General features: G+C 55.5%; 22 protein-coding genes and 1 riboswitch. Of the genes, 8 read left to right on the top strand and 14 right to left on the bottom strand.

The genetic code is table 11. From position 1 onward, the window contains the following. The 3 genes from V8L71_RS09305 to V8L71_RS09295 all read left to right on the top strand — a co-directional run. Nucleotides 1-317, top strand: a 317-nt coding sequence (locus V8L71_RS09305; protein ID WP_336273939.1) for a transposase, incomplete at its 5' end; no start/stop codon positions are given. Between the two features lie 305 nt (nucleotides 318-622). Then, nucleotides 623-1,021 (top strand): Hsp20/alpha crystallin family protein, encoded by a 399-nt coding sequence (locus V8L71_RS09300; RefSeq protein ID WP_336273938.1) that lies wholly within the window; start codon nucleotides 623-625, stop codon nucleotides 1,019-1,021. 143 nt (nucleotides 1,022-1,164) lie between these two features. After that, nucleotides 1,165-2,217: a class I fructose-bisphosphate aldolase gene (locus tag V8L71_RS09295; RefSeq protein ID WP_336273937.1), complete on the top strand. Its 1,053-nt coding sequence runs from the start codon at nucleotides 1,165-1,167 to the stop codon at nucleotides 2,215-2,217. Between the two features lie 102 nt (nucleotides 2,218-2,319). On the opposite strand, the gene V8L71_RS09290 is transcribed toward V8L71_RS09295, so the two are convergent. Next, nucleotides 2,320-2,520: a DUF1127 domain-containing protein gene (locus V8L71_RS09290; protein ID WP_336273936.1), complete on the bottom strand. Its 201-nt coding sequence runs from the start codon at nucleotides 2,518-2,520 to the stop codon at nucleotides 2,320-2,322. A 164-nt stretch (nucleotides 2,521-2,684) separates the two neighbouring features. Here V8L71_RS09290 and V8L71_RS09285 point away from each other — a divergent pair, with 164 nt between their 5' ends. After that, a complete protein-coding gene (locus V8L71_RS09285; protein WP_336273935.1) occupies nucleotides 2,685-4,127 on the top strand; it encodes an aminotransferase-like domain-containing protein in 1,443 nt (480 codons plus the stop codon). Nucleotides 4,128-4,143: 16 nt separating this feature from the next. Here the strand turns inward: V8L71_RS09285 and V8L71_RS09280 are convergent, their stop codons facing one another. The 3 genes from V8L71_RS09280 to V8L71_RS09270 all read right to left on the bottom strand — a co-directional run bounded on the left by V8L71_RS09280 (nucleotide 4,144) and on the right by V8L71_RS09270 (nucleotide 6,286). Next, complete coding sequence (locus V8L71_RS09280; protein WP_336273934.1) at nucleotides 4,144-4,836, bottom strand: uracil-DNA glycosylase family protein; 693 nt, start codon at nucleotides 4,834-4,836, stop codon at nucleotides 4,144-4,146. 34 nt (nucleotides 4,837-4,870) lie between these two features. Further along, nucleotides 4,871-5,596, bottom strand: coding sequence for a phosphatidylcholine synthase (pcsA, locus tag V8L71_RS09275; RefSeq protein ID WP_348534544.1), 726 nt, complete (start codon nucleotides 5,594-5,596; stop codon nucleotides 4,871-4,873). 84 nt (nucleotides 5,597-5,680) lie between these two features. Continuing rightward, a complete protein-coding gene (locus V8L71_RS09270; protein ID WP_336273933.1) occupies nucleotides 5,681-6,286 on the bottom strand; it encodes a DNA-3-methyladenine glycosylase I in 606 nt (201 codons plus the stop codon). A 104-nt stretch (nucleotides 6,287-6,390) separates the two neighbouring features. On the opposite strand from V8L71_RS09270, the gene V8L71_RS09265 reads away from it, so the two are divergent. Further along, nucleotides 6,391-6,840: a GNAT family N-acetyltransferase gene (locus V8L71_RS09265; RefSeq protein ID WP_336273932.1), complete on the top strand. Its 450-nt coding sequence runs from the start codon at nucleotides 6,391-6,393 to the stop codon at nucleotides 6,838-6,840. A 48-nt stretch (nucleotides 6,841-6,888) separates the two neighbouring features. On the opposite strand, the gene V8L71_RS09260 is transcribed toward V8L71_RS09265, so the two are convergent. The 4 genes from V8L71_RS09260 to V8L71_RS09245 form a co-directional block, all read right to left on the bottom strand. Then, entirely contained in the window at nucleotides 6,889-7,386 is a 498-nt protein-coding gene (locus V8L71_RS09260) for a 6,7-dimethyl-8-ribityllumazine synthase (RefSeq protein ID WP_336273931.1), read from the bottom strand. A 105-nt stretch (nucleotides 7,387-7,491) separates the two neighbouring features. Then, a riboswitch (FMN riboswitch) is annotated at nucleotides 7,492-7,651 on the bottom strand. A 32-nt stretch (nucleotides 7,652-7,683) separates the two neighbouring features. Then, nucleotides 7,684-8,940 carry a cytosine deaminase gene (gene codA, locus V8L71_RS09255; RefSeq protein WP_336273930.1) on the bottom strand — a complete coding sequence of 419 codons (1,257 nt, stop codon included), beginning with the start codon at nucleotides 8,938-8,940 and terminating at the stop codon, nucleotides 7,684-7,686. Nucleotides 8,941-8,956: 16 nt separating this feature from the next. Then, a complete protein-coding gene (gene codB / locus V8L71_RS09250; RefSeq protein WP_336273929.1) occupies nucleotides 8,957-10,222 on the bottom strand; it encodes a cytosine permease in 1,266 nt (421 codons plus the stop codon). Between the two features lie 62 nt (nucleotides 10,223-10,284). After that, entirely contained in the window at nucleotides 10,285-10,914 is a 630-nt protein-coding gene (locus tag V8L71_RS09245; RefSeq protein ID WP_336273928.1) for a TetR family transcriptional regulator, read from the bottom strand. Nucleotides 10,915-11,091: 177 nt separating this feature from the next. Here V8L71_RS09245 and V8L71_RS09240 point away from each other — a divergent pair, with 177 nt between their 5' ends. Next, nucleotides 11,092-12,186 carry an efflux RND transporter periplasmic adaptor subunit gene (locus V8L71_RS09240; protein ID WP_336273927.1) on the top strand — a complete coding sequence of 365 codons (1,095 nt, stop codon included), beginning with the start codon at nucleotides 11,092-11,094 and terminating at the stop codon, nucleotides 12,184-12,186. Nucleotides 12,187-12,188: 2 nt separating this feature from the next. Then, nucleotides 12,189-15,233 (top strand): efflux RND transporter permease subunit, encoded by a 3,045-nt coding sequence (locus tag V8L71_RS09235; protein ID WP_336273926.1) that lies wholly within the window; start codon nucleotides 12,189-12,191, stop codon nucleotides 15,231-15,233. A gap of 6 nt (nucleotides 15,234-15,239) precedes the next feature. Here V8L71_RS09235 and V8L71_RS09230 read toward each other — a convergent pair whose 3' ends face one another. From V8L71_RS09230 to V8L71_RS09210, 5 genes are all read right to left on the bottom strand, one after another. Beyond that, nucleotides 15,240-16,121 carry an ABC transporter substrate-binding protein gene (locus V8L71_RS09230; protein WP_336269062.1) on the bottom strand — a complete coding sequence of 294 codons (882 nt, stop codon included), beginning with the start codon at nucleotides 16,119-16,121 and terminating at the stop codon, nucleotides 15,240-15,242. 158 nt (nucleotides 16,122-16,279) lie between these two features. Then, on the bottom strand, nucleotides 16,280-17,623 hold the full coding sequence (gene preA, locus V8L71_RS09225; protein WP_336273925.1) for an NAD-dependent dihydropyrimidine dehydrogenase subunit PreA: 1,344 nt from the start codon (nucleotides 17,621-17,623) through the stop codon (nucleotides 16,280-16,282). Next, the gene (locus tag V8L71_RS09220) at nucleotides 17,620-18,999 is read right to left on the bottom strand and encodes an NAD(P)-dependent oxidoreductase (RefSeq protein ID WP_336273924.1); all 1,380 of its coding nucleotides are present in this window, start codon (nucleotides 18,997-18,999) and stop codon (nucleotides 17,620-17,622) included. Before V8L71_RS09220 ends, preA begins: the two co-directional genes overlap by 4 nt. A gap of 40 nt (nucleotides 19,000-19,039) precedes the next feature. Further along, entirely contained in the window at nucleotides 19,040-20,479 is a 1,440-nt protein-coding gene (gene hydA / locus V8L71_RS09215) for a dihydropyrimidinase (protein ID WP_336273923.1), read from the bottom strand. A 32-nt stretch (nucleotides 20,480-20,511) separates the two neighbouring features. Then, nucleotides 20,512-21,378 (bottom strand): nitrilase-related carbon-nitrogen hydrolase, encoded by an 867-nt coding sequence (locus tag V8L71_RS09210; RefSeq protein ID WP_336273922.1) that lies wholly within the window; start codon nucleotides 21,376-21,378, stop codon nucleotides 20,512-20,514. Between the two features lie 607 nt (nucleotides 21,379-21,985). Between V8L71_RS09210 and V8L71_RS09205 the strand changes: the two genes are divergently transcribed. After that, on the top strand, nucleotides 21,986-23,503 hold the full coding sequence (locus V8L71_RS09205; protein ID WP_336273921.1) for an NCS1 family nucleobase:cation symporter-1: 1,518 nt from the start codon (nucleotides 21,986-21,988) through the stop codon (nucleotides 23,501-23,503). A gap of 58 nt (nucleotides 23,504-23,561) precedes the next feature. On the opposite strand, the gene V8L71_RS09200 is transcribed toward V8L71_RS09205, so the two are convergent. Beyond that, nucleotides 23,562-24,464: a LysR family transcriptional regulator gene (locus tag V8L71_RS09200; RefSeq protein WP_336273920.1), complete on the bottom strand. Its 903-nt coding sequence runs from the start codon at nucleotides 24,462-24,464 to the stop codon at nucleotides 23,562-23,564. Nucleotides 24,465-24,652 lie beyond the last annotated feature (188 nt).

The following is a 24,652-nucleotide window of genomic DNA, read 5'->3' as shown; positions in this document are numbered from 1 at the left end:
CCCGGGGTGACATGGAGAACCGGATCAAGGATCAACAACTGAGCCTGTTTGCTGACCGGACCTCCAGCACGCACTGGTGGGCCAATCAGTGGCGGCTGATCTTGTCGGGCTTCGCTTATACGCTGTTCGAGCGGTTACGGACTTATCTGAAGCACACGCCCTTCGCGCGCATGAGTCCGAGCAACCTGAGGCTCAAGCTCATCAAAGTAGGCGCGGTCATCATCCGCAATACGCGTCGAATCCGAGTACTCATGAGTGACAGCTACCCCTATAAAACGGCGCTATCCGATCTCGTCAGGCGGTTGGTTCCTAACTGACTGCTCGGGCGCCCCCGGCCCGAAGCAATGGGGGAAAGGGGGAAGTGTGTCTGAACGCCGGAAAGTGGTTAAAAAGTAGCCGATGTAAGTCGAGCCAGTAGGTGTTTAGCGGTGTTACAGCCTGAGTGCGGTACTGGCTGAGGTACTATGAGAAATCCAGGCTAGATGCTGAGCGTGCCGAAGCGCACCATGCCCATGGTGTATTCGAAATCGTGCTGCCCAAGCGGGAAGAACTCAAGCCGCGGCGTATTGACGTTCAGGCGGCTTAAGTCATGTTTATTAACCTTGGTAAAGGAGGATAAACCATGAATAACGTTGTCCGTACAGCCACCCAGTCCCCGTTGCAGGAGCGCGGCGACATAAAACATTCTCAGGAAACGTTGCTGCCGGCAGTGGATATCATTGAGGAAGCCAGTGCCCTCAAACTGATTGCCGATATGCCTGGCGTGACCCGCGAGTCGCTCAAAGTAGAGCTCGATAACAACGTGCTGAGTTTGGAGGGTGAGATAGCCCTGACTATGCCTGAAGGGCTGAGCGCGCTGCATGCCGAGGTGCGTGGCCAGCGGTTTGCACGCCGCTTCAATCTCAGTCATGAAGTGGACAGTGATGCCATTACGGCCAGTATCACCAATGGTGTCGTGACCATTACGCTGCCGAAAAAGGATAGCCATCGCTCACGGCGTATCGATGTTCAGGCAGCATAAGACAGGGCTGCTACCTACCGCCCTCGGTATTTTCTCTGTAATACGGGGGCGGTACTTTCCATCTGCGCTATTTAAGCTCTATGCTCTAGTGAGGAAGTTTTTGTTTTACACTTTCTTACAAATTAAGTAGAGAGGAGCCCATCATGACCGATATAGCCGCTTTGCTTGGCAGCGATGCCGATAGCTTGCTTAACCACACTTGCCAGGGTGTTCGTCGTGAGGACTTGCATCTCCCTGGCCCCGATTTCATCGATCGTGTGATGGCCGATAGTGACCGCAGCCCAGCGGTGCTGCGTAACATGCAGGCATTCTTTGATCATGGGCGCTTGGCAGGCACTGGCTATCTTAGCCTGCTGCCGGTAGACCAGGGCATTGAACACTCGGCAGGCGCCTCGTTTGCGCCTAACCCGCGCTACTTCGACCCGGCCAACATTGTCGAGTTGGCTGTAGAGGGTGGCTGCAACGGCGTAGCTTCTACGCTCGGGGTGCTTTCGTCGGTGGCGCGGCGCTATGCTCACAAGATCCCGATGATGCTGAAACTCAACCATAACGAGACGCTGAGTTACCCGGCCATCTATGACCAGACATTATTTGCTGATGTAGAGCAGGCGCACGACATGGGCTGCGTGGCAGTGGGGGCGACCATTTACTTTGGCTCCCACGAGAGTCGCCGACAAATCATGGAAATCAGCGAAGCCTTTGAGCGCGCTCACCAGTTGGGCATGGTCACCGTGTTGTGGGCGTATCTACGCAACCCGGATTTCAAGCAGGAAGGCACCGATTACCACGTCGCAGCCGACCTCACCAGCCAGGCCAACCATATGGCAGCCACTCTCAAGGCGGATATCGTCAAACAGAAATTGCCTGAAAATAATGGCGGCTACAAAGCCGTTGGTTTCGGCCATACCCACGATGATGTTTACAGCAAGCTGACGACCGATCACCCGATCGATCTGGCACGCTACCAGGTTGCCAACTGCTTTATGGGACGCGCTGGGTTGATCAACTCCGGCGGGGGCTCTAAAGGGCATTCTGACCTGGGTGAGGCCGTTCGCACGGCGGTGATCAATAAGCGTGCCGGGGGCATGGGCCTTATTTCCGGTCGCAAGGCGTTCCAGAAGCCGATGAAGGAGGGCGTCGATCTGCTGCATGCCATTCAGGATGTCTATCTCTCCAAAGACGTTTCCATCGCCTAATGCTAGCGATCGCAGGCATCGCTTCATAGGTTACTAGCGTAAGAGGTTATTTGTTCTCGGAAAGGGGCGTTGAACATTATTAATGTTCAACGCCCCTGCCACTTAGCGCTCTTCATTTGTCCCCTTCTGAAAGGTTGAATGTTTCCAAAAGGCTTTATGGCCCTCTTTTAGCGCCTGAGTACGGCTGATACCGATATCTTCGAGTAGCCGATCCTCGAGCGCCAGCAACTGGCGGCGGCTGCGGCGATACTGGCGGTAGCTTTGTAACTGAATGCGAAGCTGGGTGAGGCTAAAGCGTGGCATGGCTAATCCTCCGTGTTAGGTGTCCCACCAGATTACTCAGTGCTATTCCCTGGATACAGATATAGGTATCATTATTTTAAGGATACAGATTGCTGTGTTATATCTCTGTATGGTCGCTTAAGAGTTCATCTGTATTGCTTTCAGGCTGGGGGTGGGAGGGTGTCATGACGCGCTACGAAGAGGTTGCTACCATTTTGCGGGAGCGTATAGAGCACGGTATTTACCGTGTGGGTGATCGCCTGCCCTCTATTCGTGCGGTTTGTCAGGAACTAGACGTCAGCATTTCGACGGCTCAGGAGGCCTATCGGCAACTGATGGACGTTGTATTGATCGAGTCTCGACCAAAATCCGGCTACTTCGTACTGCCAAGCCGGGCGCCAGCGGTGCTGCCCTCCGTCTCCCGGCCAGCGCAGCGCCCATTGGATGTTTCCCAATGGGATCAGGTGCTTGAACTCGTCGCCACCCAGCGAGATGACGAGCGGCTGCTGCTTGGGCGTGGTGTACCGAATTTTGAGTACGAAACGCTGCGGCCGTTGTCGAAAATCCTCGCTGGCCTGCATCGCAGTAATGACCTGCACGGGTTCAACTACGACAAGCTAAGCGGTAGCCCTGAGCTGCGACAGCAGGTGGCGCGATTGGCCATTGCCTCGGGCTGCCTGCTGCACCCGGATGACATTGTGATTACCACCGGTTGCCAAGAGGCGCTGGCCATTTCCCTGCGCACCCTTACTCAGCCCGGCGATGTGGTGGCCGTTGACTCGCCCAGCTTTTACGGCACCATGCAGATCCTTAAAGCCAACGGCTTGAAAGCGCTGGAAATTCCCACCGACCCGCAAACCGGTATCAGCCTGGAAGCCCTGGAGTTGGCGCTTGAGCAGTGGCCGATCCGCGCGATACAAGTCACGCCGACCTACAACAACCCACTGGGCTACACCATGAGTGAGGCACGTAAACGGGCGCTGTTTCAGCTCGCTCAGCGTTTTGATGTGGCGATTATTGAAGATGATATCTACGGCGATTTGTCATTCTCGCTGCCCAGACCGCGCACCGTTAAATCCTTTGATGACGATGGGCGCGTGATGCTGTGCAGCGGCTTTTCTAAAACGGTGGGGCCTGGTTTGCGGGTGGGCTGGCTGGCGCCGGGCCGCTATCGCGACCAAGCGTTGCATATGAAGTACGTCTCTACTGGCGCCTCAGCCACGCTGCCGCAGCTGGCAGTGGCGGAGTTCGTCGCCAAGGGGCATTACGAGCGTCACGTCCGTTACGCCACTCGCCAGTATCAGCGCCAGCGCGATATCATGATCAGTTGGGTGCAGCGCTACTTCCCCAGGGGCGCGGGCATCAGTTATCCACAAGGCAGCTTTTTGCTTTGGGTAGAACTGCCCGCTGCGGTGGACTGTGTACGACTCAACCAGCGCTTGGCGCAGCGTGCGATCCACGTAGCACCGGGGTCGCTGTTCTCAGCCTCGGGCAAGTTTCGCCAATGCCTGCGCCTTAACTATGCGTTTACGCTAACCCCCGAGATCGAAGCGGCCGTGCGTACGGTGGGCGAGTTTGCCACTGAGATGGTGGAAGAAGCGCAGGCGCATGCAGCCGTGCTGGGATGACGATCAGCCGCAAGCCTTACAAGGCGAGGTTGTCCTGGCGCACATCCAACTGCTCTAGGCGCTGCTTCAAAAGACCTGGAAAGCGGGCATACCAAGTTTGATTGAGCGGAGAGGGGTGAGGCAGCGGATAGAGTTGAAAGGTTTGTGCTTCACCCCGGTCATCCTCTAACGTTACTTCGATACTACTTTCAAACCGATCCTCGCGCTTCCAGAACGCCTCCAGGCGTGCACGCTCCTCCTTTGAGCGGCCGATACCGAACCATAGGAAAGCTTCGCGACCCAAGGTGATTAGGGTTCGCCCTTCCCAGCGGGAGATCAGGACTTCGTTCATCAGGCCGTGAAAGTGGCGCTTAACCTTCATGGACCACGCTTTATTGCCGACGGGCTTGTAAGGCACAGTGTTGATCCAGAAAAAGTGCTCTCCCACGGCGCGGGAGGCCTCGAAGTCGGGCATTTTCTCATCATAAAGGTGCTCATACAGCGCCTTTCTGACCAACTGCCCGCCAGTGCCGATAAAGGGCTCCCCATGGCGAACCTCGTCGCGCCCAGGGTCGCGTCCAAAAAAGCCAATGCGCTGGTTAGGCTTGCCAAGGCCGATGATGGGCTCCAGTGGGTCGCGCTCGAAGCGCTGGTAAACCTCGACATCGATTCCTTCGATTTCTGCCGCTAGCGCCCTGAATTGTTCCTGTTGCTGCGGGGTCAGTGACATCGTCCATGCTCCTTGCTGCTGTCGTTTGGCTAGTTCAATCAAACCACTCTTGCGCCGTGCGCCATAGGCACATACCGGCGAAGTAAACAGAGGCAATTCCCCAACCCCATACGGCCCAGACGGTGTGCTCAGGGCTGGAAAGTATCAGTGACGTCGCACACACGCACCATAGCAGTGTGACGGCGATATTGAGTGGCATGAACAAACGCACGCGAAAGGGGTGCAGAAACTTCATTTTAGTGACGGTGAGAATGGCGAGAACAACGATAGTGGCAAAGGTAATAAAAGGCGGTAAATCAATAATGTAAAAATAGGCGGCGGTAATGTTCCAGGCGGCTGGAAAACCAACGAAGTAGTTGTCCTGGCTTTTCATATCGACATTGCAGAAACAGAACATCGACGACAGCAGAATAATGAACACTGAGAGCAGTGCAAAATAGGGCGGCAGTTCAATAAAGTAGTAGATAAAGAGGGCAGGAATAAAGGCCCAGGTCAGGTAATCAATGACCATATCGAGCGTTGAGCCATCGAAGTGGGGCAGTATCGTCTTCACTTCATACTTACGCGCCAGCGTGCCATCGATACCATCAATCATCATCGCAGCACCCAGCCAGAGGAGGCAGGCGACGGGATTATTGTCGACCAGTGCAAGCAGCGCCATGGTACCGAGTAGCACACCGCTGGCGGTGAATATATGCACGCTCCAAGCTTTATACCGTGAGGTGCGGGATTCTGTATGCGAAGAAAACGATTGAACCACGTTGGCCCCATTGGGAACGTGTTGTCCCCTTGCTGTTCGGTTTATTGATAAGTGTGTCAAAAACCATACCCTATCACTGTTTTTTTATATCGGCCGCTTAAATTGCTGCCGCGTCTGAGCCACCTGCTTGCGGGTAATGCAGTTTATCGAGTGATCATTGACTAGCCCCATCGCCTGCATAAAGGCAAAAGCGGTCGTCGGGCCAACGAATTTCCAACCGCGTTTTTTTAACGCTTTGGATAGAGCGATGGAGTCAGGCGAGATGGTCTGGGTTTGCGGCGGGGGAAGTGAGTCGGTGTCTGGCTCGAAACGCCAGAAGAACGCGGCTAACGAGCCTTCCTGATCGACCATTTCTTGCGCTCTTAAAGCATTATTAATGACCGCTTCGATTTTTCCGCGATGGCGAATAATGCCCGCGTTCTGCAGCAGTCGCTGCACATCGTCTTCACCAAACCGGGCAACCTGATGAAAATCAAAATGATGAAAAGCGGCACGGAAGTTCTCGCGTTTATTGAGAATGGTGCGCCAACTCAACCCCGACTGAAAGCTCTCCAGGCACAGCTTCTCGAACAGCCGCTGGTCGTTAGTTACTGGAAAGCCCCACTCATTGTCATGGTAAGGCAAAAACTCCGCCGCGCCCCCACACCATAGGCAGCGGGAATGACCATCAGGGGCGATAAAGTCGGACATAGAGCATTTCCTTAGCAAGTGATAAAAGCTGTTTTCAGTTAGCAATTAGGTGTTAACTCACTATAACGTTATTGGCGTGATAGCAAACGAGCCTGGAGATGAGTATGACATTTGTTCGCCCTGCCACGATTAATGATCTTGATACGCTAACGGAGCTGCTAGATGGTTATCGGCAGTTCTACGCTCAGCCTAGTAATGTGGAGGCCGCTCGTGCCTTTTTGCGCCAACGATTTGGGCAGGCGGATTCACGCATCCTCGTTAGTGAGGGTGGGGATGGTCAACTGACTGGCTTTGTGCAGCTTTATCCGGGCGTTTCCACAGTGGGCTTAAATGCACGCTGGACGCTAAATGATCTGTTTGTGTTGCCAGAGTGTCGTGATAAAGGCACCGGTAGGGCGCTAATGGAGGCTGCCGCACAACTTGCCCACGAGCATGGCGTAGCACGCTTGATATTAATGACGCAGGTAGAGAACGAGCGTGCCCAGCACCTTTATGAGTCATTGGGCTGGCAGCGTAATACGGCGTTTTATGGTTACTTGCTTGATGTGAAGTGAGTTAAGCAGTTCAGGCTCGGCACCTAGCCGAGCCTGAACCGCAGTGCATCAAGCCTCGCTTAGCTTGCGCGCTCTATGCAGGTTTTCCATCGTGTTCAGACACGCCTGGGCGGCTTCTTTCCCTTTGGTAACAAAGTGTTGGGTGTAGAAGTCGTGATGCGTGGCGTGCTCATGGAAGTGGTGCGGTGTTAATACTGCAGAGATCACCGGCACTTGCGTGTCTAGCTGCACCCGCATCAAGCCATCAATCACCGCATGGGCGACAAAGTCGTGGCGATAAATACCGCCATCAACCACAAAGCCAGCCCCTACAATGGCACCATAGCGGCCACTTTGAGCGAGGATCTTAGCTTGCAAGGGAATTTCGTAAGCACCTGAAACGGTGAAGCTGTCTACTTGTTCGGCGTTAAGCCCACAGCGTTCTACTTCAGTAATAAAGGCTTCATAGGCCTTCTCGACGATATCCTGATGCCAGTGGCCTTGAATAAACGCGATGCGTTGAGACGTGGTGTGGGTAGAAAGTGTCAGCGGAAATGTCTGATTCATGGTCATTCTCTTGGCTAAGTTGTACCAGAATCAGGGCACGCGGAACCGGTCGTCAGGCAGCCGTAACAGATGGCATCAGCCACTGTTAACGTTGCGTGTCTAAGGTGCCGTTCTCTTTCATCCGGACTATCACCGTCGGCTTCGGTTTCTCACCGAATCTGCTGACCTCAAGCAATTGCTTGCTTGAGCGCTCGCGGGCTTAGCGGCCTGGTTCAAAGGCCGTATCACCGCCGGTGGGGACTTTCACCCCGCCCTGAGAACTTTGCTGAATATCAGCCCAACCATTTTACGCTTATTCTAAAAGCCGAGCCAAGGCGGTGTGGTTATTTTGGCGGGTTCACGCTGCATGATGATCTCGCCGTGGCGCACCGAAAGCAGCACCTCGCCTTGATTGCGCAGCACGCTGTAATCATCTTCCCCCTCCAGCAGGTTGAAGCTGGCCGGTTTGCCCACCTCAATGCCGTAGCGTTCTTCGATGTTAAGCGTGCGAGCGCTATTGTCAGTAATCAGCGAAAGCGCCTGACTGAAATCCTGATAACCCATCATTTGGCAGATATGCAGGCCGAAATCCAACGTGCGTAAGAGCTTGCCATTTCCCAACGAATACCAGGGATCAAAAATGGAGTCTTCAGCAAAGCAGGCGTTGATACCCGCTTCGTTGAGTTCCTTTACCCGTGTGACGCCGCGCCGTTTGGGGTAGGTGTCGAAGCGCCCTTGCAAATGAATACTTTCGGTGGGGCAAGAGACGAAATTAATGCCCGAGCGCTTGAGCAGCAGAAACAGCTTGGAGCAGTAGGCGTTATCGTAAGAGTGCATCGCCGTGGTATGGCTGGCGGTCACGCGGCTGCCCAAATCATTAAATAGCGCTTCACAGGCCAGTACTTCAAGAAAGCGCGAATTGGGGTCGTCGATCTCGTCGCAGTGCACATCCACCAAGCGGTCGTACTTGATCGCGAGTTCGATCACTCGCTTCATGGACGCCACGCCCAGTTCGCGAGTGTATTCGAAATGGGGGATGCCGCCCACGACGTCGGCACCGAATTCCAGCGCCTCTTCCATTAGCTTTTCTCCGCCGGGGTAGGAGAGCAGGCCGTCTTGCGGAAAGGCGACTACTTGAATATCGATTTTATCCTTCAGTTCATCCCGCAAGGTACACAGTGTTTTAAGGCCAATCAGGCTTGGGTCGCTGGTGTCAGCGTGGGTGCGTACGAACTGAACACCGTTGCCGATTAATAAATTAAGCGTTTTCAGAGCGCGCTCGCGAATATCGGCTTCGGTGAGCATAGGCTTACGCTCACCCCAGCGCTCAATGCCTTCAAACAGCGTGCCGCTTTGGTTCCAGCTTGGCTCACCCGCGGTGAGGGCGGCATCCAGGTGAATATGAGGCTCGATAAAGGGTGCACAAACGAGCTTGGCGCCTGCATCAATCTGCCCCGCGCTCGCTGTTTGTGGTGCATCTTGTGCGGTGATGGCGGTGAACGTGCCGTTCTCAATTTCCAGCCGATAAAGCTCAGGGCGCTGGCGTAGGCGGGCATTAATGATCTGCATGGGCATATGAAAAAGGGCTCACTTATTGTTTAGCGGGTGAAGGAAGCGTATCGCTCAGCGTAGCGTGGTTTAAACGCAGCAGCACGGCGTAGCTGCCCGCTGCCACCGCGACCCCTACCAATGGCGGCAGTAACGGGGAAAAGTAGGCAGCCCCGGCACCCAGCGCATAGGCAGCCAGCCCTCTACGGTTGAAATCAGGCAGTTGAGCGGTATCCAGAGCGGGGTAACGGCCTTTATGCTTGAGCCAGAAGTCCGCCATGATCACCCCGCCCATGGGCGGAATAAACGTGCCAAGCAGTACCAGAAAGGGGATAAGCAGATTGTACATACCGCCGACCGCTAGCACCGTCCCAATGGCCGCACCTGCTACGGTGACCAAGCGGCGCTTTTCAGTACGCAGCAAATTGCAGCCCGCCACCGCGAAGTTGTAAATAGTGTTGTCCTGTGTCGTCCAGATATTGAGAAACAGCATCAGCACGGCGATGGTGACAAAGCCCTGGGCAATCAGCACATCGACAATATCCGCCTGCTGGTAAATCATGGTGCCAAGTGCACCAGTGAGCACCATTAAACCGTTCCCCACAAAAAACGCTGCCAGGGTCGCAATGACGGCAATTTTCGGCGTTTTGGCGAAGCGGCTCCAGTTAGTGGCTTGGGTGCCGCCGCTGATAAACGTGCCGATGATGACAGTGACCGCTGCCGCCATGCCCATACTTTCCGTAGGCGTTTGCTGGCTTAGTCCTGTAAAGCCGCGCACATCCACCAACCCAGTGAACAGGCTAATCAAAATAAACAGCATCATGGCGGGGACGGCAAAGCGCGAAAGCCAGTCCATGCCCTTATAACCAATCATTGCGGTGATACAAAAGCCAAAACCAAAAAGCACCATTAAAGGGATTTCCAGCCATTCAGGCATCCCTGTGGTGCGTACTAGTACCAGCGCGATGGTCGCTGTGCCCCAGGCGTACCAGCCAATCTGTGTAAAACCGAGGATAAAATCAGAAAGTTTGCTGCCCTTCTCGCCAAAACAGAAGCGCCCCATCAGCACCGAATTAAGCCCGCTTTTGCAGGCGATATAAGCAAGGGCTGCCGCATACGTTCCCAGCAACAGGTTACCAATCAGTATGATCCAGAGCAGTTGGCCAATCGGAAACGCTTGGCCTAACGTGCCACCGGCCCACATGGTCGCGGTGAAAAAGGTAAAGCCGAGCAGTACGGCTGACGTGGAGAGTAACCCTTTGCGGGCACGGGTAGGGACTTCGCTGAGCGGGTAATCAGATTGGTTCATGGCAGGCTCCGGTTGAAAACGGTTCTCTTGAAAATATAAGCAACCGGCATGCCAAGTTTGCTTTATTTATTAGGACTGTTTTCCACTAACAACCCGCGCATTAACGTTTCGACGATAGCGTCGCACTCCTCTGCTAGTGAGTACTGCTGTGGGTCTTGCAGCCAATCAAAGCAGACGCCAATCAAAAAGCCATGAAACTGGCGGCGCGCGCTGGTGGGGGAGAGCCCCGCACGCAATTGGCCTGCCAGTTGTGTTTGTTCAAACAGACGTTCTACCTGTACTTCAGCGTGCTCTGAAAGGCGGGTGATCATGCTGATGCGCGGGTGATCATCTTCCAGTTTCTCGCAGCGGTGCAGCACGATGGTGGCTGCCCGCTGCAGTGGTAGGTCATGGCAGATGCCTGCCAGCGAGCGTTGGGCAATCTCGCGTAAGCAGGCCACTGGCGTTGCACCAAGATGGTGGGTTGTATCATCGACGATTTCATCTAAAGGGATGCGTACCCGCTCCAAGAGCGCATTGAATACCGCTGCTTTATCTTCAAAGTGCCAATAAATGGCGCCCCTCGTCACGCCCGCCGCCTCGGCAATATGGGCCAGGGTCGTGCGCGATACACCCTGGGCTAAGAAGGTGGTCTCAGCCGCATCCAGGATCGTTTCTCGAGTGCGTTCAGCGTCGGCCTTACGACGGGACATAGCGCCTCCTCTTAATAGATTGGCCGTATTTTGGCACTGATCGATAGCAAAGTCGCCGGATGGTGATTAGTATACATTTCACTGACATTCATGAATGTCAGTGAAATGTATACTACGCCCCTTATTGCTTGAATTCAGGTTTGCAACGCTGCATTGATCGTCCTCAAGGAGCCTGCCGTGCCCGTTACTCTTCTTCGTTTCCTGCCCGCCGCACTGGTGCTGCTTATGCTGATGGGCTGCGATCAACCCCAGGCGCAGTCCACCGACACGGCCAGGCCGGTGAAATTGATGACCTTGCAGTCGGCCAATGCTACTGCCCTGCGGCAATTCCCGGCGCGGGTAGAAGCCACCACCCGCAGCAATTTGTCATTTCGTATGGCAGGCGAGTTGCTGGAGCTCAATGTCAGCCCCGGACAGCGGGTGAGCGAGGGTGAGGTACTCGCTCGAATTGACAACCGTAACGCGCAAAGCGAACTCGATAGCGCCCGCTCGCGCCTGGAGCTCGCCAAGGCCAACCTGGAGCGCATGCGCTATACCCTCGAGCGCGGGGCGGTCAGCCAATCCCGGTTTGATGAAGCGGAAAGCGAGTGGCGAGCAGCCCGCGCAACGTTTGAGCAGGCCGAAGAGCAGGTAACGCATACGCAACTGCGCGCGCCCTACGATGGCGTGATTGCCCAGGTGCCGGTAGATAACCGCCAGATTGTTCAAGTGCAGGAAACCGTCGCGGTCATTCAACAGCCAGGGCAGTTAGATGTGGTGTTTCATCTGCCCGAGCAAATTGTTCAGCGCATGCCGCGCAGCAACGGCACCCCCTTCGGTGATGAGCTGGTGTATGAAGTACGATTTGGCAACAGCGATAAGCCCTATCTCGCCCAGTTAGCGTCCTATACCACGCAAGCCAGCGCGCAGAGCTTGGCTTATGAAGTCACGCTGACACTCCCTCAGCCCGACGATATCACCCTACTGGATGGTATGAGTGCCAACGTGCGACTGGATTTAAGTGCGCTACAATCCGACCACGCTACGCCGGTTTGGCACCTGCCGCCTGAAGCCGTGAGCTATGCGGGTGAAGACGCTAATCAAGCGCTGGTATGGCGTTATACCGGTTCAGAACATGTAGAGGCAGTGCCGGTGAGTGTCGGGGCATTAACGTCGAATGGGTTGGAAGTTAGCGGCGATTTGACGGCGGGCGATCGTGTCGTGGCGGCCGGTGCTCACCGTATAACGGCGGATACCAACGTCACACCGTGGGAAAAAGAGCAGGGGCTATAAGCATGGTCGACTACTTTTTACGCCACCGGGCGGCCAGTTATTTAATGACCGTAGTGCTGCTGGCCGGTGGTGCGCTGTCATTTCTAGGCATGGGCCAGCTGGAGTTCCCCGAATTCACTATTCGTAATGCCCTCATCACCACGCAGTACCCCGGCGCGACACCTGAAGAGGTTGAGCAGGAAGTCACCTCGACGCTGGAAGAGTCGATTCAAGAGATGTCGTCGATTAAGCGAGTGAGCTCGGTGAGTTCCGACGGCCTTTCGCAAATTACCGTTGAGCTGGAGAGTACGGTTCAGAACGAAGAGCTTGAGCAGCTATGGGATTCACTGCGTCGCAAGGTGCAGGATGCCCAGGCTGCATTGCCGCCGGGGGCCAGCCGATCCCGCGTCAATGACGACTTTGGCGATGTCTTTGGCTTTATGGTCAACCTGACTGGCGAAGGCTACAGCATGCCTGATCTGGCCGACCATGCCGATTTTCTCAAGCGCGAGCTGACCCTGGTAGAGGGCGTCAAGAAAGTCTCGCTGGGCGGTGAGCATGAAGAGCGCATCTACATCGAAGTCGACCGTGAGCGCCTGCGAGCGTTGAATATTCCGCTCAGCCGGCTGCAGCAATTGCTGGATACCCAGAATGCCGTGGCCGATGCAGGGCATCTCAAGCAGGATGGTCGCCGTTTTCGTATTACCCCGACCGGCAGCGCGGCGAATATTGATGACCTGCGCGCGCTAATCGTCAGTGAAGGTGACGGCGAACTGGTGCGGCTGAGTGATATTGCTGATGTAAGCCGAGAACTGACAGAGCAGCCCCAGCAGCTCTATCGTGATATGGGCAGGCCAGCCATCTCGATGGGCGTCTCGTTTGAAAGCGGTGTGAATGTTGTGGCGGTCGGTGAACAACTGCAGCAGCGACTGGATCAACTTCAAGCCCGCACGCCGCTGGGCATGGAGCTGAATATCGTCTACAACCAGCCCCAGGTTGTGGATGAGGCGGTCTCCGGCTTTCTGGTGAGCCTGATCCAGGCGGTCGCCATCGTGATCGTGGTGTTGATGCTGTTTATGGGCTGGCGCAGTGGTCTGTTGATGGGATTCATCCTGCTGATCACCATTATCGGCACCTTTATGCTGATGCGCTTTCATGGTCTGCAGCTGGAAAAGATCTCCCTTGGGGCGCTGATTATCGCCCTCGGTATGTTGGTGGATAATGCCATCGTGGTGACTGAAGGGATGCTGGTGGGCCTAAAACGTGGCAGCTCGATTCGTGATTCGGCCCATCAGGTAGTGCGGCAAAACGCCTGGCCGTTGCTGGCCGCCACGCTGATCGCGATTGCTGCCTTTGCACCTATCGGTCTGTCGCCAGACACCACCGGTGAATTTATCGGTTCACTGTTTTTTGTCCTGCTCTATTCGCTGCTGCTGAGCTGGATTACCGCGCTAACGTTAACGCCTTTCTACTTTAAGCTGTTTTTCCGCAATATCGCACCTGGCGATGGTCAAGAGGACCCTTACAAAGGCGTTGTTTATCGCTTGGTCGGCCGCGTCATCGTTGCCGGCATACGCTGGCGCTGGGTGACGTTGGTGCTGGTGGTCGCAATATTGGCGGGCGCGTTGTTCGGTTTTGGTTCAGTCAAAAATGCCTTCTTTCCGGCCTCGAATACGCCCATCTTTTTTGTCGATTACCGCACGCCGGAAGGCACCGATATCCTTGAGACTCAGCGCCGTGTCAGCGAGCTGGAAGAGAGCGTGATGGAGATGCCGGGCATTCACCATCTCACCACCACCGTGGGCGGTGGATCACAGCGTTTTACCCTCACTTACTCGCCGGAAGACCGCTACGCCAGCTATGCGCAGCTCATTATCGAAACCGACGATAAAGCCACTCAGCGCGAGCGCATGGCCGACGTTGAAAGGGTGCTCGTACGTGACCATAGCGATATCGATTACAAAATTGCCCCATTGGAAGTCGGCCCCGCGCCGAAAGCCAAGCTAGAGGCGCGCTTCTACGGCAGTGACCCGGAAGTGCTGCGCCAACTGGGCGACGAGGTGGAGGCCATGTTCCGTGAGACGGCCAACATGACCAGCGTGCGCACCAGCTGGCGTAACCGGGTGCAAGCAATCGAGCCCGTCTTTCTTGAGGATACCGCGAGGAGGTTAGGTGTCACCCGTGAGGATTTGGCTAGCACCCTTGCGCTGAGTACCAGTGGTAGCCAGGTCGGCGTTTATCGCGATGGCAGCGACCTGATTCCCATGGTGGCGCGAGCGATTCGCGAGCAGCGCCACGACGTGGACAACCTGGGTTCCCTCAATGTCTGGAGCGAAGAGCAGGGCCGCTATATCACCGCCGACCAAGTGATCAGCGATATCACCACCCGGGTCGCGGACCCGCTAATTATGCGCCGTAATCGTGAGCGTATGTTGGCAGTGTACGGTGAGCCAGACCCGTTAAGTGGGGTGACCGCCGCCAGCGTATTGGCGGAGATCCGACCTCAGGTAGAAGCGCTGGAGCTGCCAGCAGGCTATCGGCTGGAGTGGGGCGGCGAGTTCGAGACCGCTGGCGAAGCGCAAAGAGGGCTGTTTTCCTCGCTGCCGCTGGGCATCGTGATGATGTTCATCCTTACCGTGGTGCTGTTCAATAACTTCCGCCAACCGTTGGCGATTTGGTCGCTGGTACCGTTGACGATTATCGGTGTTGTCGGCGCGTTGCTGCTCACCGGCTTGCCGTTCTCGTTCATGGCCTTGCTGGGCACGCTGAGCTTGATCGGCATGGTGATCAAAAACGCCATCGTTCTGGTGGAGGAGATCAACGTGCAATTGCCGCTGCATCAGGATCGCTATCATGCGGTAGTGCGCGCAGCGGTGAGCCGCGTGCGTCCGGTATCGATGGCGGCGCTGACCACCATGCTGGGTATGATTCCGCTGATCAGCGATGCGTTCTTTGCCAGCATGGCGGTTGCGCTGATTGGTGGTCTGGGCGTTGCCACGCTGTTAACTCTGGTGGTACTGCCGGTGGTCTACTGCGTGCTCTACCGGATCAAGATTCATGCGGATTAACCAGGATTAATTCAGCGCCGCTGCGACCTCTTCAATCTGTAGGCGCAGGCTCTGTAGACCGCCGCCGGAGAGGTACCACAGCGCGGGTGTCAGCATGACGAGCTGCGCGTCTTCTGCACCGGCGTCTAAAAGCGTTTGGGTTAACGCTTCCGCGTTGGCGGGTTCATCGCCAATAGCCGCGCTGCGGTCAACCACCAACACGAACTCTGGATCAATTTCGGCAATGGCATCAGGCGAAAGTGGCGTAAAGGTACGGGTGCCGCGGGTTTCCGAGTTCACACTGTCGGGCATTTCAAGTGCGTCTACGCCCAGCACCTCGTGCACGACCGGGTGCTGATTGAGCATCAGGTTACCGCCGTTATGGGTCACGACTAGCGTGCGAGGCGCATCGCTTAGCGCTTCGCGCTGGGACTCAATCTCGGCATGCAGGATTTCAAGCGCCTCTTCCGCTTGGCTATCCGCGTCTAATCGACCAGCCAGCTCGCGCACATTGGCCTCAAAAGCGGCCAAGTAGTCGTCACCTTGCAGGCTGGTGTTAAGCAGTGGGGCGATGTCGCCAAGCTCGGCTTCCCAGTCGCCCTGGCGGCCGGTGTAGAGAATCAGGCTAGGTTCGCTTGCGCTTATGGCGTCCATATCCGGCGAGCGCAGGCCGCCAATATCGGTGTATGGTTCTGCTGCGTACTGTTCCAGGTAGTTCGGCAAGCTGGCTTTCGGCACGCCCACCACCTGCTCGCTAAGGCCAAGCGCATCCAGGGTGTCCAGACTGCCTAGATCGAAGGTGGCTATACGCTGGTCGGTAGCGGCGCTGACAGCTGAAAAAAGCAGCGTAGCGGTAGCAGTAGCGACGAGTGTTGTGGAGAGTGCTGTGGAGAGAAGCTTAGACGTCATAGCAATTCCTTTTATGAGAAAATATTCTATATGCAATAGTTTCTCATCATCGCAGCAAGCCGTGTCGTTGTCTCGTTTAGCATAAGGAACGATGCGTTGCGGAAAACGCGACCGCCTCCTTCAAGGGAGGCGGCCGTTACAGTGATAACCGTGGGTGGTTAAGAGGCGACCCGGAAAGGGTTACGTGGGTCGTTATCCCAGGCCAGAAAGGGTTGACCTGTTTCTTGAGGCACCATGGTGATGCAGTTCTCCACTGGGCAGGTGATCTGACATAGGTTGCAGCCTACACACTCTTCTTCAATCACCTCGTAGCGGCGTGCGCCGTCCTGCTCGGTGAGTTTGGCAATCGACTGGTGGGACGTGTCCTCACAGGCGATATAGCAGCGGCCACACTCGATGCACAAATCCTGGTTGATATGGGCGATGGTCTTGAAGTTGATATCCAGATGCTTCCAGTCGGTGGTTTGCGGGATCGCCTTGCGGGAAAATGCCTCTATTGAGTCGTAACCTTTTTCCGCCATCCAGCGGGAGAGGCCATCTTTCATCTCCTCCACAATGCGAAAGCCGTTAAGCATCGCGGCCGTGCACACCTGTACGCTGCCTGAACCGAGGGCGATAAATTCCGCCGCATCCCGCCAGGTGGAAATGCCGCCAATGCCGGAAATCGGCAGTGTAGGTGTGGCCGGATCACGGGCAATTTCCGCCACCATATTCATCGCAATAGGTTTGACGGCACTCCCGCAGTAACCGCCGTGGGTGCTCTGATGGCCAACGGTGGGTTTGGCGACCATGTTGTCCAGATCGATACTGGTGATCGAATTGATGGTGTTAATCAGCGACACCGCATCGGCGCCACCTCGCAAGGCTGCCTGAGCGCCTACGCGAATATCGGTGATGTTGGGGGTGAGTTTTACAATCACTGGCTTCGAGTAGTGCTTTTTACACCAGTAGGTGACTTTCTCGATCAGGTCAGGGTTTTGACCTACTGCCGCGCCCATGCCACGCTCCGGCATGCCGTGAGGGCAACCTAAGTTGAGCTCAATGCCATCTGCGCCGGTAGCTTCCACCAGCGGCAGAATGTAGGCCCAGGCCTCTTCATTACAGGGCACCATGATGGAGACAATTAGCGCACGGTCGGGCCAATCCTTCTTCACCTGGGTGATCTCTTGAAGGTTGATCTCCAGCGAACGGTCGGTAATCAGCTCGATATTGTTAAAGCCGATCACCTCACGGTTCTTACCGTAGTGGGCCGAATAGCGTGAGGAGACGTTGACCGCCGGTGGCTCTTCACCGAGGGTTTTCCAAACCACGCCGCCCCAGCCCGCTTCATAGGCGCGCACCACGTTGTAGGCTTTATCGGTGGGCGGTGCAGAGGCTAGCCAGAATGGGTTAGGCGCTTTAATACCGGCAAAATTCACCGACAGATCAACACCATTAACCACGCTGTCGCCGCTGTTTTTCTTGCCTGGAAAAGAGAGAGGAGTGAAAGGTGGGGTATTCATGCGGCCTCCTGCTTGGCGGCAAGCGCTTGGTGAATGGCGTGAGCCGCCAGTTTGCCGTGCTGCACGGCTTGTACGGTGAGGTCCTGGCCAGGTTTTACGCAGTCACCCCCTGCGTAAACGTTGGGCAGTGAGGTTTGGAACATCTCATCGACATGAATGCGCTCGCCGTCCCGAGCTAGCTCGGCGGCGGTGGCATCAGCGAGGCTGGTGTCATCAAAGCTTTGGCCTATGGCTTTGAAGATGGCGTCGGCGGCAATCTCAATCGTTTCGCCCGTCGGCGATAATTGGCCCGCTTGCTCAACGGTCTTGGCAAAGCGCATGCCCGCTACGCGGCCCTGGTCATCCAGCAAGATTTCATCGGGCTGCGCCCAGGTCACCATGCGTACACCGTTGGCTTTGGCGATCTCCTGCTCGTGGTCAGTGGCGGACATCGCCTCCACGCCGCGACGGTAGACCAGTGTCACCTCGGTGGCGCCCAGGCGAGCCATTTGCGTTGCCATATCGATCGCAGTATTGCCTGCGCCAATCACAATGCAGCGTTTGGCCACGGTAAGGCTGCCCAGGTCGTCGGTTTGGCGCAGCGTTTTGATGTAGTCCACCGCGGGCATCAGACCCGGTGCCTCTTCGCCGGTGAGCCCCAGGGCGCGGCTGGCACCCAAGCCTAAACCGAGAAACACGCTGTCATACTGCTGATGCAGCGTGGAAAGCTCCAAGTTATACCCGAGCCGCTGGCCGTACTCGATATCAATGCCGCCGACCTCCAGTAAAAACTCGACTTCCTTGCGGGCAAAGTCATCGGTCATTTTGTAGCGGGCGATGCCGTACTCGTTTAACCCGCCGGGCTTTTGCTCAGCTTCAAAAACCGTCACCTGATGGCCAAGCATCGCCAGCCGATGGGCGCAGGAGAGCCCCGCAGGCCCGGCACCCACCACAGCGATGTGGCGGCCAGTGCTGGCGGCGCGCTTAAAGGGGTGGCTATCAAACTGCATATGATCGGTGGCGTGGCGCTGGAGCAGGCCAATCAGCACCGGCTGGCATTCTGCGTCATGGTTACGCACGCAGCTACGCTCGCAGAGGATTTCGGTGGGGCATACGCGGGCGCAACTGCCACCCAGGATATTGGCTTCCAGAATGGTTTCCGCTGCGCCATTAATATTGTTTTCACTGATTTGGCGGATGAAGCTCGGAATATCGATATCCGATGGGCAGGCCTCGACGCAGGGCGCGTCGAAGCAGTAGAGGCAGCGCTGGCTTTCGATGATGGCCTGGCGTGGCGTCAGCGGTGGGTGAAGGTCGCTGAAATTATGCGCCAACGTCGCTGGGTCGTAGGTGCCGACCTCTTTTGCGCTGGGCAGGTGATCAAGTGAATGGGTCACGGTCGTTTCTCCATTGCTCTGTTCTTGATGAGGGCCGGGGTTAGCGCTTAACGGCCATTGGCGCATTCAGCTCGGCGCGCTTGGCGAGCAGCTCGAACACGCCGGGGTAGGCGGGGCGTTCCAAGTAGCGCCCTGCGCCGCGTTCGGCATGGAGTTCGCCGTCCCGCCATGTCCACTTGCCCTGGCTGATGGTGTGGCGAGCAATGCCGCGCACCGTTTTGCCCTCGAAAATGTTGAAATCGACGTTTTGGTGGTGGGTTTTAGCGGAGATCGTGCGCGTACCGTTCGGGTCCCACACCACGATGTCAGCATCGGAGCCCACTTGGATCGCCCCCTTGCGCGGGTAGAGGTTGAAGATTTTGGCGGTGTTGGTGGAGGTGACCGCGACAAACTCTTGAGGCGATAGCTTGCCGGTATTCACGCCTTCGTCCCACAGCACGGCCAAGCGGTCTTCCACGCCTGCGGTGCCGTTGGGGATCTTGGTGAAGTCATCTTTCCCAGCGGCCTTTTGCTCTTCGCAGAAGCAGCAGTGGTCGGTGGCGGTGGTTTGCAGATTGCCGGATTGCAAGCCGTGCCAGAGCGCTTCCTGGTGCCCTTTAGGGCGGAAGGGCGGACTCATGACGTGGGCGGCGGCAGTTGCCCAGTCGGGGTTTTGATAAACGCTGTCGTCGATTACCAGATGGCCCGCTAAGCACTCGCCAAATACCGGGTGACCCTGCTGGCGGGCGTAGGCGATTTCATCCACGGCGTCCTTGGTTGAAACGTGTACCAAATAAACCGGTGCACCCAGGGTGCTGGCAATACGAATCGCCCGGCTGGCGGCTTCGCCTTCCACCTGGGGTGGTCGGGAAAGCGGGTGCGCTTCTGGCCCGGTCATCCCCTGGGTGAGCAGCTTTTGCTGCATGTGGTAGACCAGCTCGCCGTTTTCTGCGTGAACGGTGGGTACTGCACCCAGCTCCAAGCAGCGGGAAAAACTCTCCACCAGGATATCGTCGGTGGCCATGATCGCGCCCTTGTAGGCCATAAAGTGCTTGAAGCTGTTAACGCCGTGATCCCGCACTAGGGTGCCCATCTCCTCTTTAACGCTCTCATCCCACCAAGTAATCGCCACGTGGAAGGCGAAATCGGTGGCGGCTTTTTCTGCCCAGCCTTGCCAGGTTTCAAACGCTTCCAACAGCGACTGGCCGGGGCTTGGGATCACGAAGTCGATAATCGTGGTCGTGCCGCCCGCCATGGCCGCGGCGGTGCCGGTGTAGAAATCTTCGCTGGCCACCGCACCCATAAACGGCATCTGCATATGGGTGTGGGGGTCGATGCCGCCGGGCATCACCAATTGGTGGCTGGCATCGACAATCTCGCAGCCTTCCGGCACGTCTAAATCGGTGCCAATGGCGTGGATTTTTCCATCGACGCAGAGCACGTCAGCGCGGTAGGTGTCGGCGTGGGTGACGACGGTGCCGCCCTTGATCAATAAACTCATGGTTCGCTCCTTAAGTGATTGACTGAGGTGGCCTATTCGCCCTCGGTAAGGCGGGTGTAGGTTTCCGGGCGGCGGTCGCGGAAGAACTGCCAGTTGTTGCGCACCTCGCGGACCATGTCCAAATCGATCTCGTGAACCAGCAGCTCGTCGTCGGTCTCGCTGGCCTGGGCTTCGATCTTGCCGCGGGGGTTAACGATGTAGCTGGAGCCGTAAAAGTCACCAATATTCCAGGGTGCTTCGGTGCCCACTCGGTTGATCGCAGCGATAAAGCAGCCGTTAGCGGCGGCGGAGGCGGGTTGTTCAAGCTCCCAAAGGTATTGGGAAAGCCCAGCGACGGTGGCGGAAGGGTTGAAAATCACCTCTGCGCCGTTTAGCGCCAGCGCTCGCCAACCCTCAGGGAAGTGCCGGTCGTAGCAGATATACACGCCGATCTTGCCGTAGGCGGTGTCGAAAACCGGCCAGTTGGATTGACCAGGTTTGAAGAAGAATTTTTCCCAAAAACCGGCCACTTGAGGGATATGGGTTTTGTGATACTTGCCCAAGTAGCTGCCGTCGGCGTCAAATACGGCCGCCGTGTTGTAGTAAATGCCGGTTTCGGTCTCTTCATATACAGGCACGATGATCACCATGCGGTGCTCAGCAGCGAGTTTTTGCATCATTTGGCAAGTGGGGCCTTCTGGCACCCGCTCGGCGGCGGCGTACCATTTGCCATCCTGACTGGGGCAAAAATAGGGCTGGTTGAACACTTCCTGGAAGCACAGCACCTGCACGCCCTGGTCAGCTGCCTGTTGAATCATTGGCAGGTGGGCTTCGTTCATGGCGTCGCGAATAGCGTCAGGTTCAAGATCGGTGCTGGTTTTTAGACCCATTTGTATCAGGCCGATTTTCATCTTCTGCATGAGACGCTCCCTCTGATTGTTGGTGTGTAGCGTATATTTGTAGTGTCTTGAGAATGAGTTTTATAAAGCTGACGTAAAAGACAGCTTTTGTTGAAAGTAGCGCTGGATGAGTGGTTTTAGCAAGTCTTTAATAGGTGATTTATAAATTGCATTTAACTCGTTGAGTTTGTTTGTTTTTATTTTTTTACGTTGCACTTTTCACTCTTTTGGTGAGCTTGCGCACTGTTTTGGGGATATTTTTTTACTCTTAAAAATCATGTGGTTGATTTAATTTATGGTGATATGTTGAGTGTCTTATCGTTTAAAATTGGTGCAAATATTTTTTTGACCTAGCTTTGTTTAATTGGTTTTTGTTTGGAGAGAGTAAATTTAAAAGGTAACAAGCTAACAATAATATTGTTGTCTAGAAGGGCAGCTTTTTAATCAATGAGTTAATTGCTTTGGTTTTATAAGTAGGCACGCTTATTGCTTTTAATTCTGTCTGGGAAGCTCCACTGGCCGTGTGAGTTAGGGCTTGTCTTATTAGGACTTGGCTTAAAAGTCAGCGAGCACAGCTAGTTTTCAGACATAGCCTGGGCTAGACAACACAATACTGAGGAGACACAAGATGACCGAAACAACCTCTCAGATGGTGGATCGAGGTGGGCTGATAGAGCTTGATGTAGGCAGTGACGTGCGAGGTAGTTCACGTTTTAACGAGGATATTGCACCCACCCAGGCCAGCGAGCGTACCTGGAGCAAATGGAACATCGCCGCGCTGTGGGTCGGCATGTCGATCTGTGTTCCTACCTATACGTTAGGCGGGGTGTTAACTGCCTACTTTGGCTTGAGCGTAGGGGAAGCGCTGTTTGCCATTCTATTGGCGAATATTATTGTACTGATCCCACTGACGCTGAACGCCTTTCCTGGCACCAAATTTGGCATTCCTTTCCCTGTCGTTTTGCGTTCATCCTTCGGCATTTTAGGCTCCAACGTGCCCTGCCTGGTGCGGGCGTTAGTTGGCTGTGGCTGGTTTGGTATTCAGACCATGTTCGGTGGGCTGGCGATTCACTTGCTGTTGTCCGAGTTGATTCCCGCTTGGGCGGCGCTTGGCGGCGTGGGGGAGGTGATTGGCTTTTTTGTTTTCGGCGCGATGAACCTTTATGTGGTGATCCGCGGTGCGGAATCAATCAAGTGGCTGGAAACGCTGGCGGCGCCGCTGCTGTTAGCGGTGGGCATTGGCTTGATGGTGTGGGCGTGGCCGAATATGTCGATGACTGAGCTGCTGGCGCAGCCACCATCACGCCCTGAGGGGGCTTCCGTTTATGGTTATTTCTTTGCAGGCTTGACCGCCATGGTGGGTTTTTGGGCCACGCTGTCGCTGAATATTCCCGATTTCAGCCGCTTTGCCAAAAGCCAGAAAGACCAGATTGCTGGCCAGATCATCGGGCTGCCGCTGACGATGTTCTTCTTCGCTGCCCTCGGTGTCGTGTTAACCGCGGCGTCTGAGACGCTGGTGGGTCAAACCGTTGCTGACCCGGTACGCTTGATCGGTTATATCGACAGCCCTTTTTGGGTAATCATGGCAATGCTGCTGATCATCATTGCCACCATCTCCACCAACACTGCGTCGAATATTGTTTCGCCTACCAATGACTTCCAAAACATTGCGCCCAAATTGATCAATCAGACCCGCGGTGTGCTGATGACCGGTGCGGTGGGCGTGTTGCTAATGGGCTACGATCTATTGCAAAAAGCAGGCGTGATTCCTCCAGGCGTATCACTTGAACAGATGTACTCCAACTGGCTGCTCGGTTACTCCAGCCTGCTCGGCCCGATAGCGGGTATTATGGCGGTGGATTACTTCCTGATTAAAAAGCAGCGCTTGGATGTGCCTAGCCTCTATATGGATAACCACGCCTATCCTGCGGTGAACATGGCTGGGTTTATCGCCTTTGGTGTACCGGTGCTACTCACCTTGATCTCTCTGGTGACAGGCACGATGAACTGGTTCTACGATTATGGGTGGTTCACTGGGTCGGCGCTGGGGGCGATTGTTTACTATGCTGCCAGCCAAGTCGTGGCGTCGTCTCCGCAGGCAGGGCCTGTGCCGTTAATGGCCAGCGAGGTCACTGAGCAGCGTTAATCAGTAGTGGTAATCAATAGCTATGTTTAAAGCCCGGCACGGAAGCCTGGCTTTTAGATTAGCTACTTTTGATTAAACTTAAAAAAGCATCGACCACTCGGTTTGGGCGGCGGTCATGACGGGTGACCAGCACAAACGGAATACGGTAGTGCTGACTGGGCGTGAGAAGGGCGCGCATTTTGCCTGCCGCGACCCACTGCTCGGCCACGTGTTCAGGAAGAAAGCCGATAAACCGCCCGGTAAGAATCAAAAAGGCCGCACCTTCGCGGTCGGATGCCGAAGCGCGGAGCGTGAGCGCATCATGGGCTTGGCGTGCCTCAACCGGAAGCGGATAACGAGGTGAAATAGCAGCGTGTTGGGCGATATCTGCAGCGCTGAGTGCATCATCGTGTTCCGCAAACAGCGGATGCCCTGCGGCGCAGTAAAGGTAGGAAGGCTCATCATAAAGGTGTCGGGTTTCTAAGCTGGTGGGTAGGTTTACCGCGGGCACTACGCCGACGTGCAAATGGCCATCCATCACGCCTCGAATAACGGCGTCGGAAGGCTCCATATGAATATGCAGCGTTACCTCATGTTCCGGTGCGCTAAGTTCAGCCAGTGCGTTGGTCACGTGCATGGCCGGAAGCGTCACTAGGTTGTCGGTAATGCCAATATTCAGCTCGCCTTTAATCGTTTGGTGTAAGGCGTTAACGTCGCTTTTGAAGGTTTCCAGGGCCGTTAATAGCGTGAGTCCCGCCTGATAAATCTCTTTACCTTCCTCTGTTAAGCTAAACCCGCTGCGCCCCCGCTGGCAGAGTGAAAACCCCAGCCTTCCCTCTAAATCATTCATGTGCTGGCTAATCGCCGAGCGGCTAATACCGAGTGTCGTTTCCGCCGCCGTAAAGCCGCCGCACTCGACGACCGTCTTAAAAATGCGGATCAGGCGTATTTCGTAGTCGCTCATTTGGCCTAGTGATGCCATAGCTGCCTCTTGATCAGGAAAAGGGGGCTTTTTTGCTGCATTGGGTTAGACAAAAAATTGATATACATCAAAAAAGCGAAGCGCCACTATCTAGCATTGCGACCATGAAGTCGCTGTGGTGTATCTTTCACTGTTATTTTTTACACTGTATCAGGTGCGCCTGCGCGACACTTGAATAAGGCCAATAT

It is taken from the genome of Vreelandella indica (assembly GCF_037070225.1).
Taxonomy (GTDB): Bacteria; Pseudomonadota; Gammaproteobacteria; order Pseudomonadales; family Halomonadaceae; genus Vreelandella; species Vreelandella arctica.
The sequence above is the reverse complement of the archived record's forward strand: the minus strand, read 5'-3'. Positions and strand labels throughout refer to the sequence as shown.

Bases quoted from the DNA above. Each gene is read 5' to 3' on its own strand.
- V8L71_RS09290 (WP_336273936.1), bottom strand. From the start codon at position 2,520: ATGCCACGCTTTAGCCTCACCCAGCTTCGCATTCAGTTACAAAGCTAC.
- V8L71_RS09300 (WP_336273938.1), top strand. From the start codon at position 623: ATGAATAACGTTGTCCGTACAGCCACCCAGTCCCCGTTGCAGGAGCGC.
- preA (WP_336273925.1), bottom strand. From the start codon at position 17,623: ATGAATACCCCACCTTTCACTCCTCTCTCTTTTCCAGGCAAGAAAAAC.
- codB (WP_336273929.1), bottom strand. From the start codon at position 10,222: ATGAACCAATCTGATTACCCGCTCAGCGAAGTCCCTACCCGTGCCCGC.
- V8L71_RS09265 (WP_336273932.1), top strand. From the start codon at position 6,391: ATGACATTTGTTCGCCCTGCCACGATTAATGATCTTGATACGCTAACG.
- V8L71_RS09235 (WP_336273926.1), top strand. From the start codon at position 12,189: ATGGTCGACTACTTTTTACGCCACCGGGCGGCCAGTTATTTAATGACC.
- V8L71_RS09280 (WP_336273934.1), bottom strand. From the start codon at position 4,836: ATGTCACTGACCCCGCAGCAACAGGAACAATTCAGGGCGCTAGCGGCA.
- hydA (WP_336273923.1), bottom strand. From the start codon at position 20,479: ATGAGTTTATTGATCAAGGGCGGCACCGTCGTCACCCACGCCGACACC.
- V8L71_RS09295 (WP_336273937.1), top strand. From the start codon at position 1,165: ATGACCGATATAGCCGCTTTGCTTGGCAGCGATGCCGATAGCTTGCTT.
- V8L71_RS09210 (WP_336273922.1), bottom strand. From the start codon at position 21,378: ATGCAGAAGATGAAAATCGGCCTGATACAAATGGGTCTAAAAACCAGC.
- V8L71_RS09285 (WP_336273935.1), top strand. From the start codon at position 2,685: ATGACGCGCTACGAAGAGGTTGCTACCATTTTGCGGGAGCGTATAGAG.
- V8L71_RS09260 (WP_336273931.1), bottom strand. From the start codon at position 7,386: ATGAATCAGACATTTCCGCTGACACTTTCTACCCACACCACGTCTCAA.
- codA (WP_336273930.1), bottom strand. From the start codon at position 8,940: ATGCCCATGCAGATCATTAATGCCCGCCTACGCCAGCGCCCTGAGCTT.
- V8L71_RS09270 (WP_336273933.1), bottom strand. From the start codon at position 6,286: ATGTCCGACTTTATCGCCCCTGATGGTCATTCCCGCTGCCTATGGTGT.
- V8L71_RS09205 (WP_336273921.1), top strand. From the start codon at position 21,986: ATGACCGAAACAACCTCTCAGATGGTGGATCGAGGTGGGCTGATAGAG.
- V8L71_RS09245 (WP_336273928.1), bottom strand. From the start codon at position 10,914: ATGTCCCGTCGTAAGGCCGACGCTGAACGCACTCGAGAAACGATCCTG.
- V8L71_RS09200 (WP_336273920.1), bottom strand. From the start codon at position 24,464: ATGGCATCACTAGGCCAAATGAGCGACTACGAAATACGCCTGATCCGC.
- V8L71_RS09230 (WP_336269062.1), bottom strand. From the start codon at position 16,121: ATGACGTCTAAGCTTCTCTCCACAGCACTCTCCACAACACTCGTCGCT.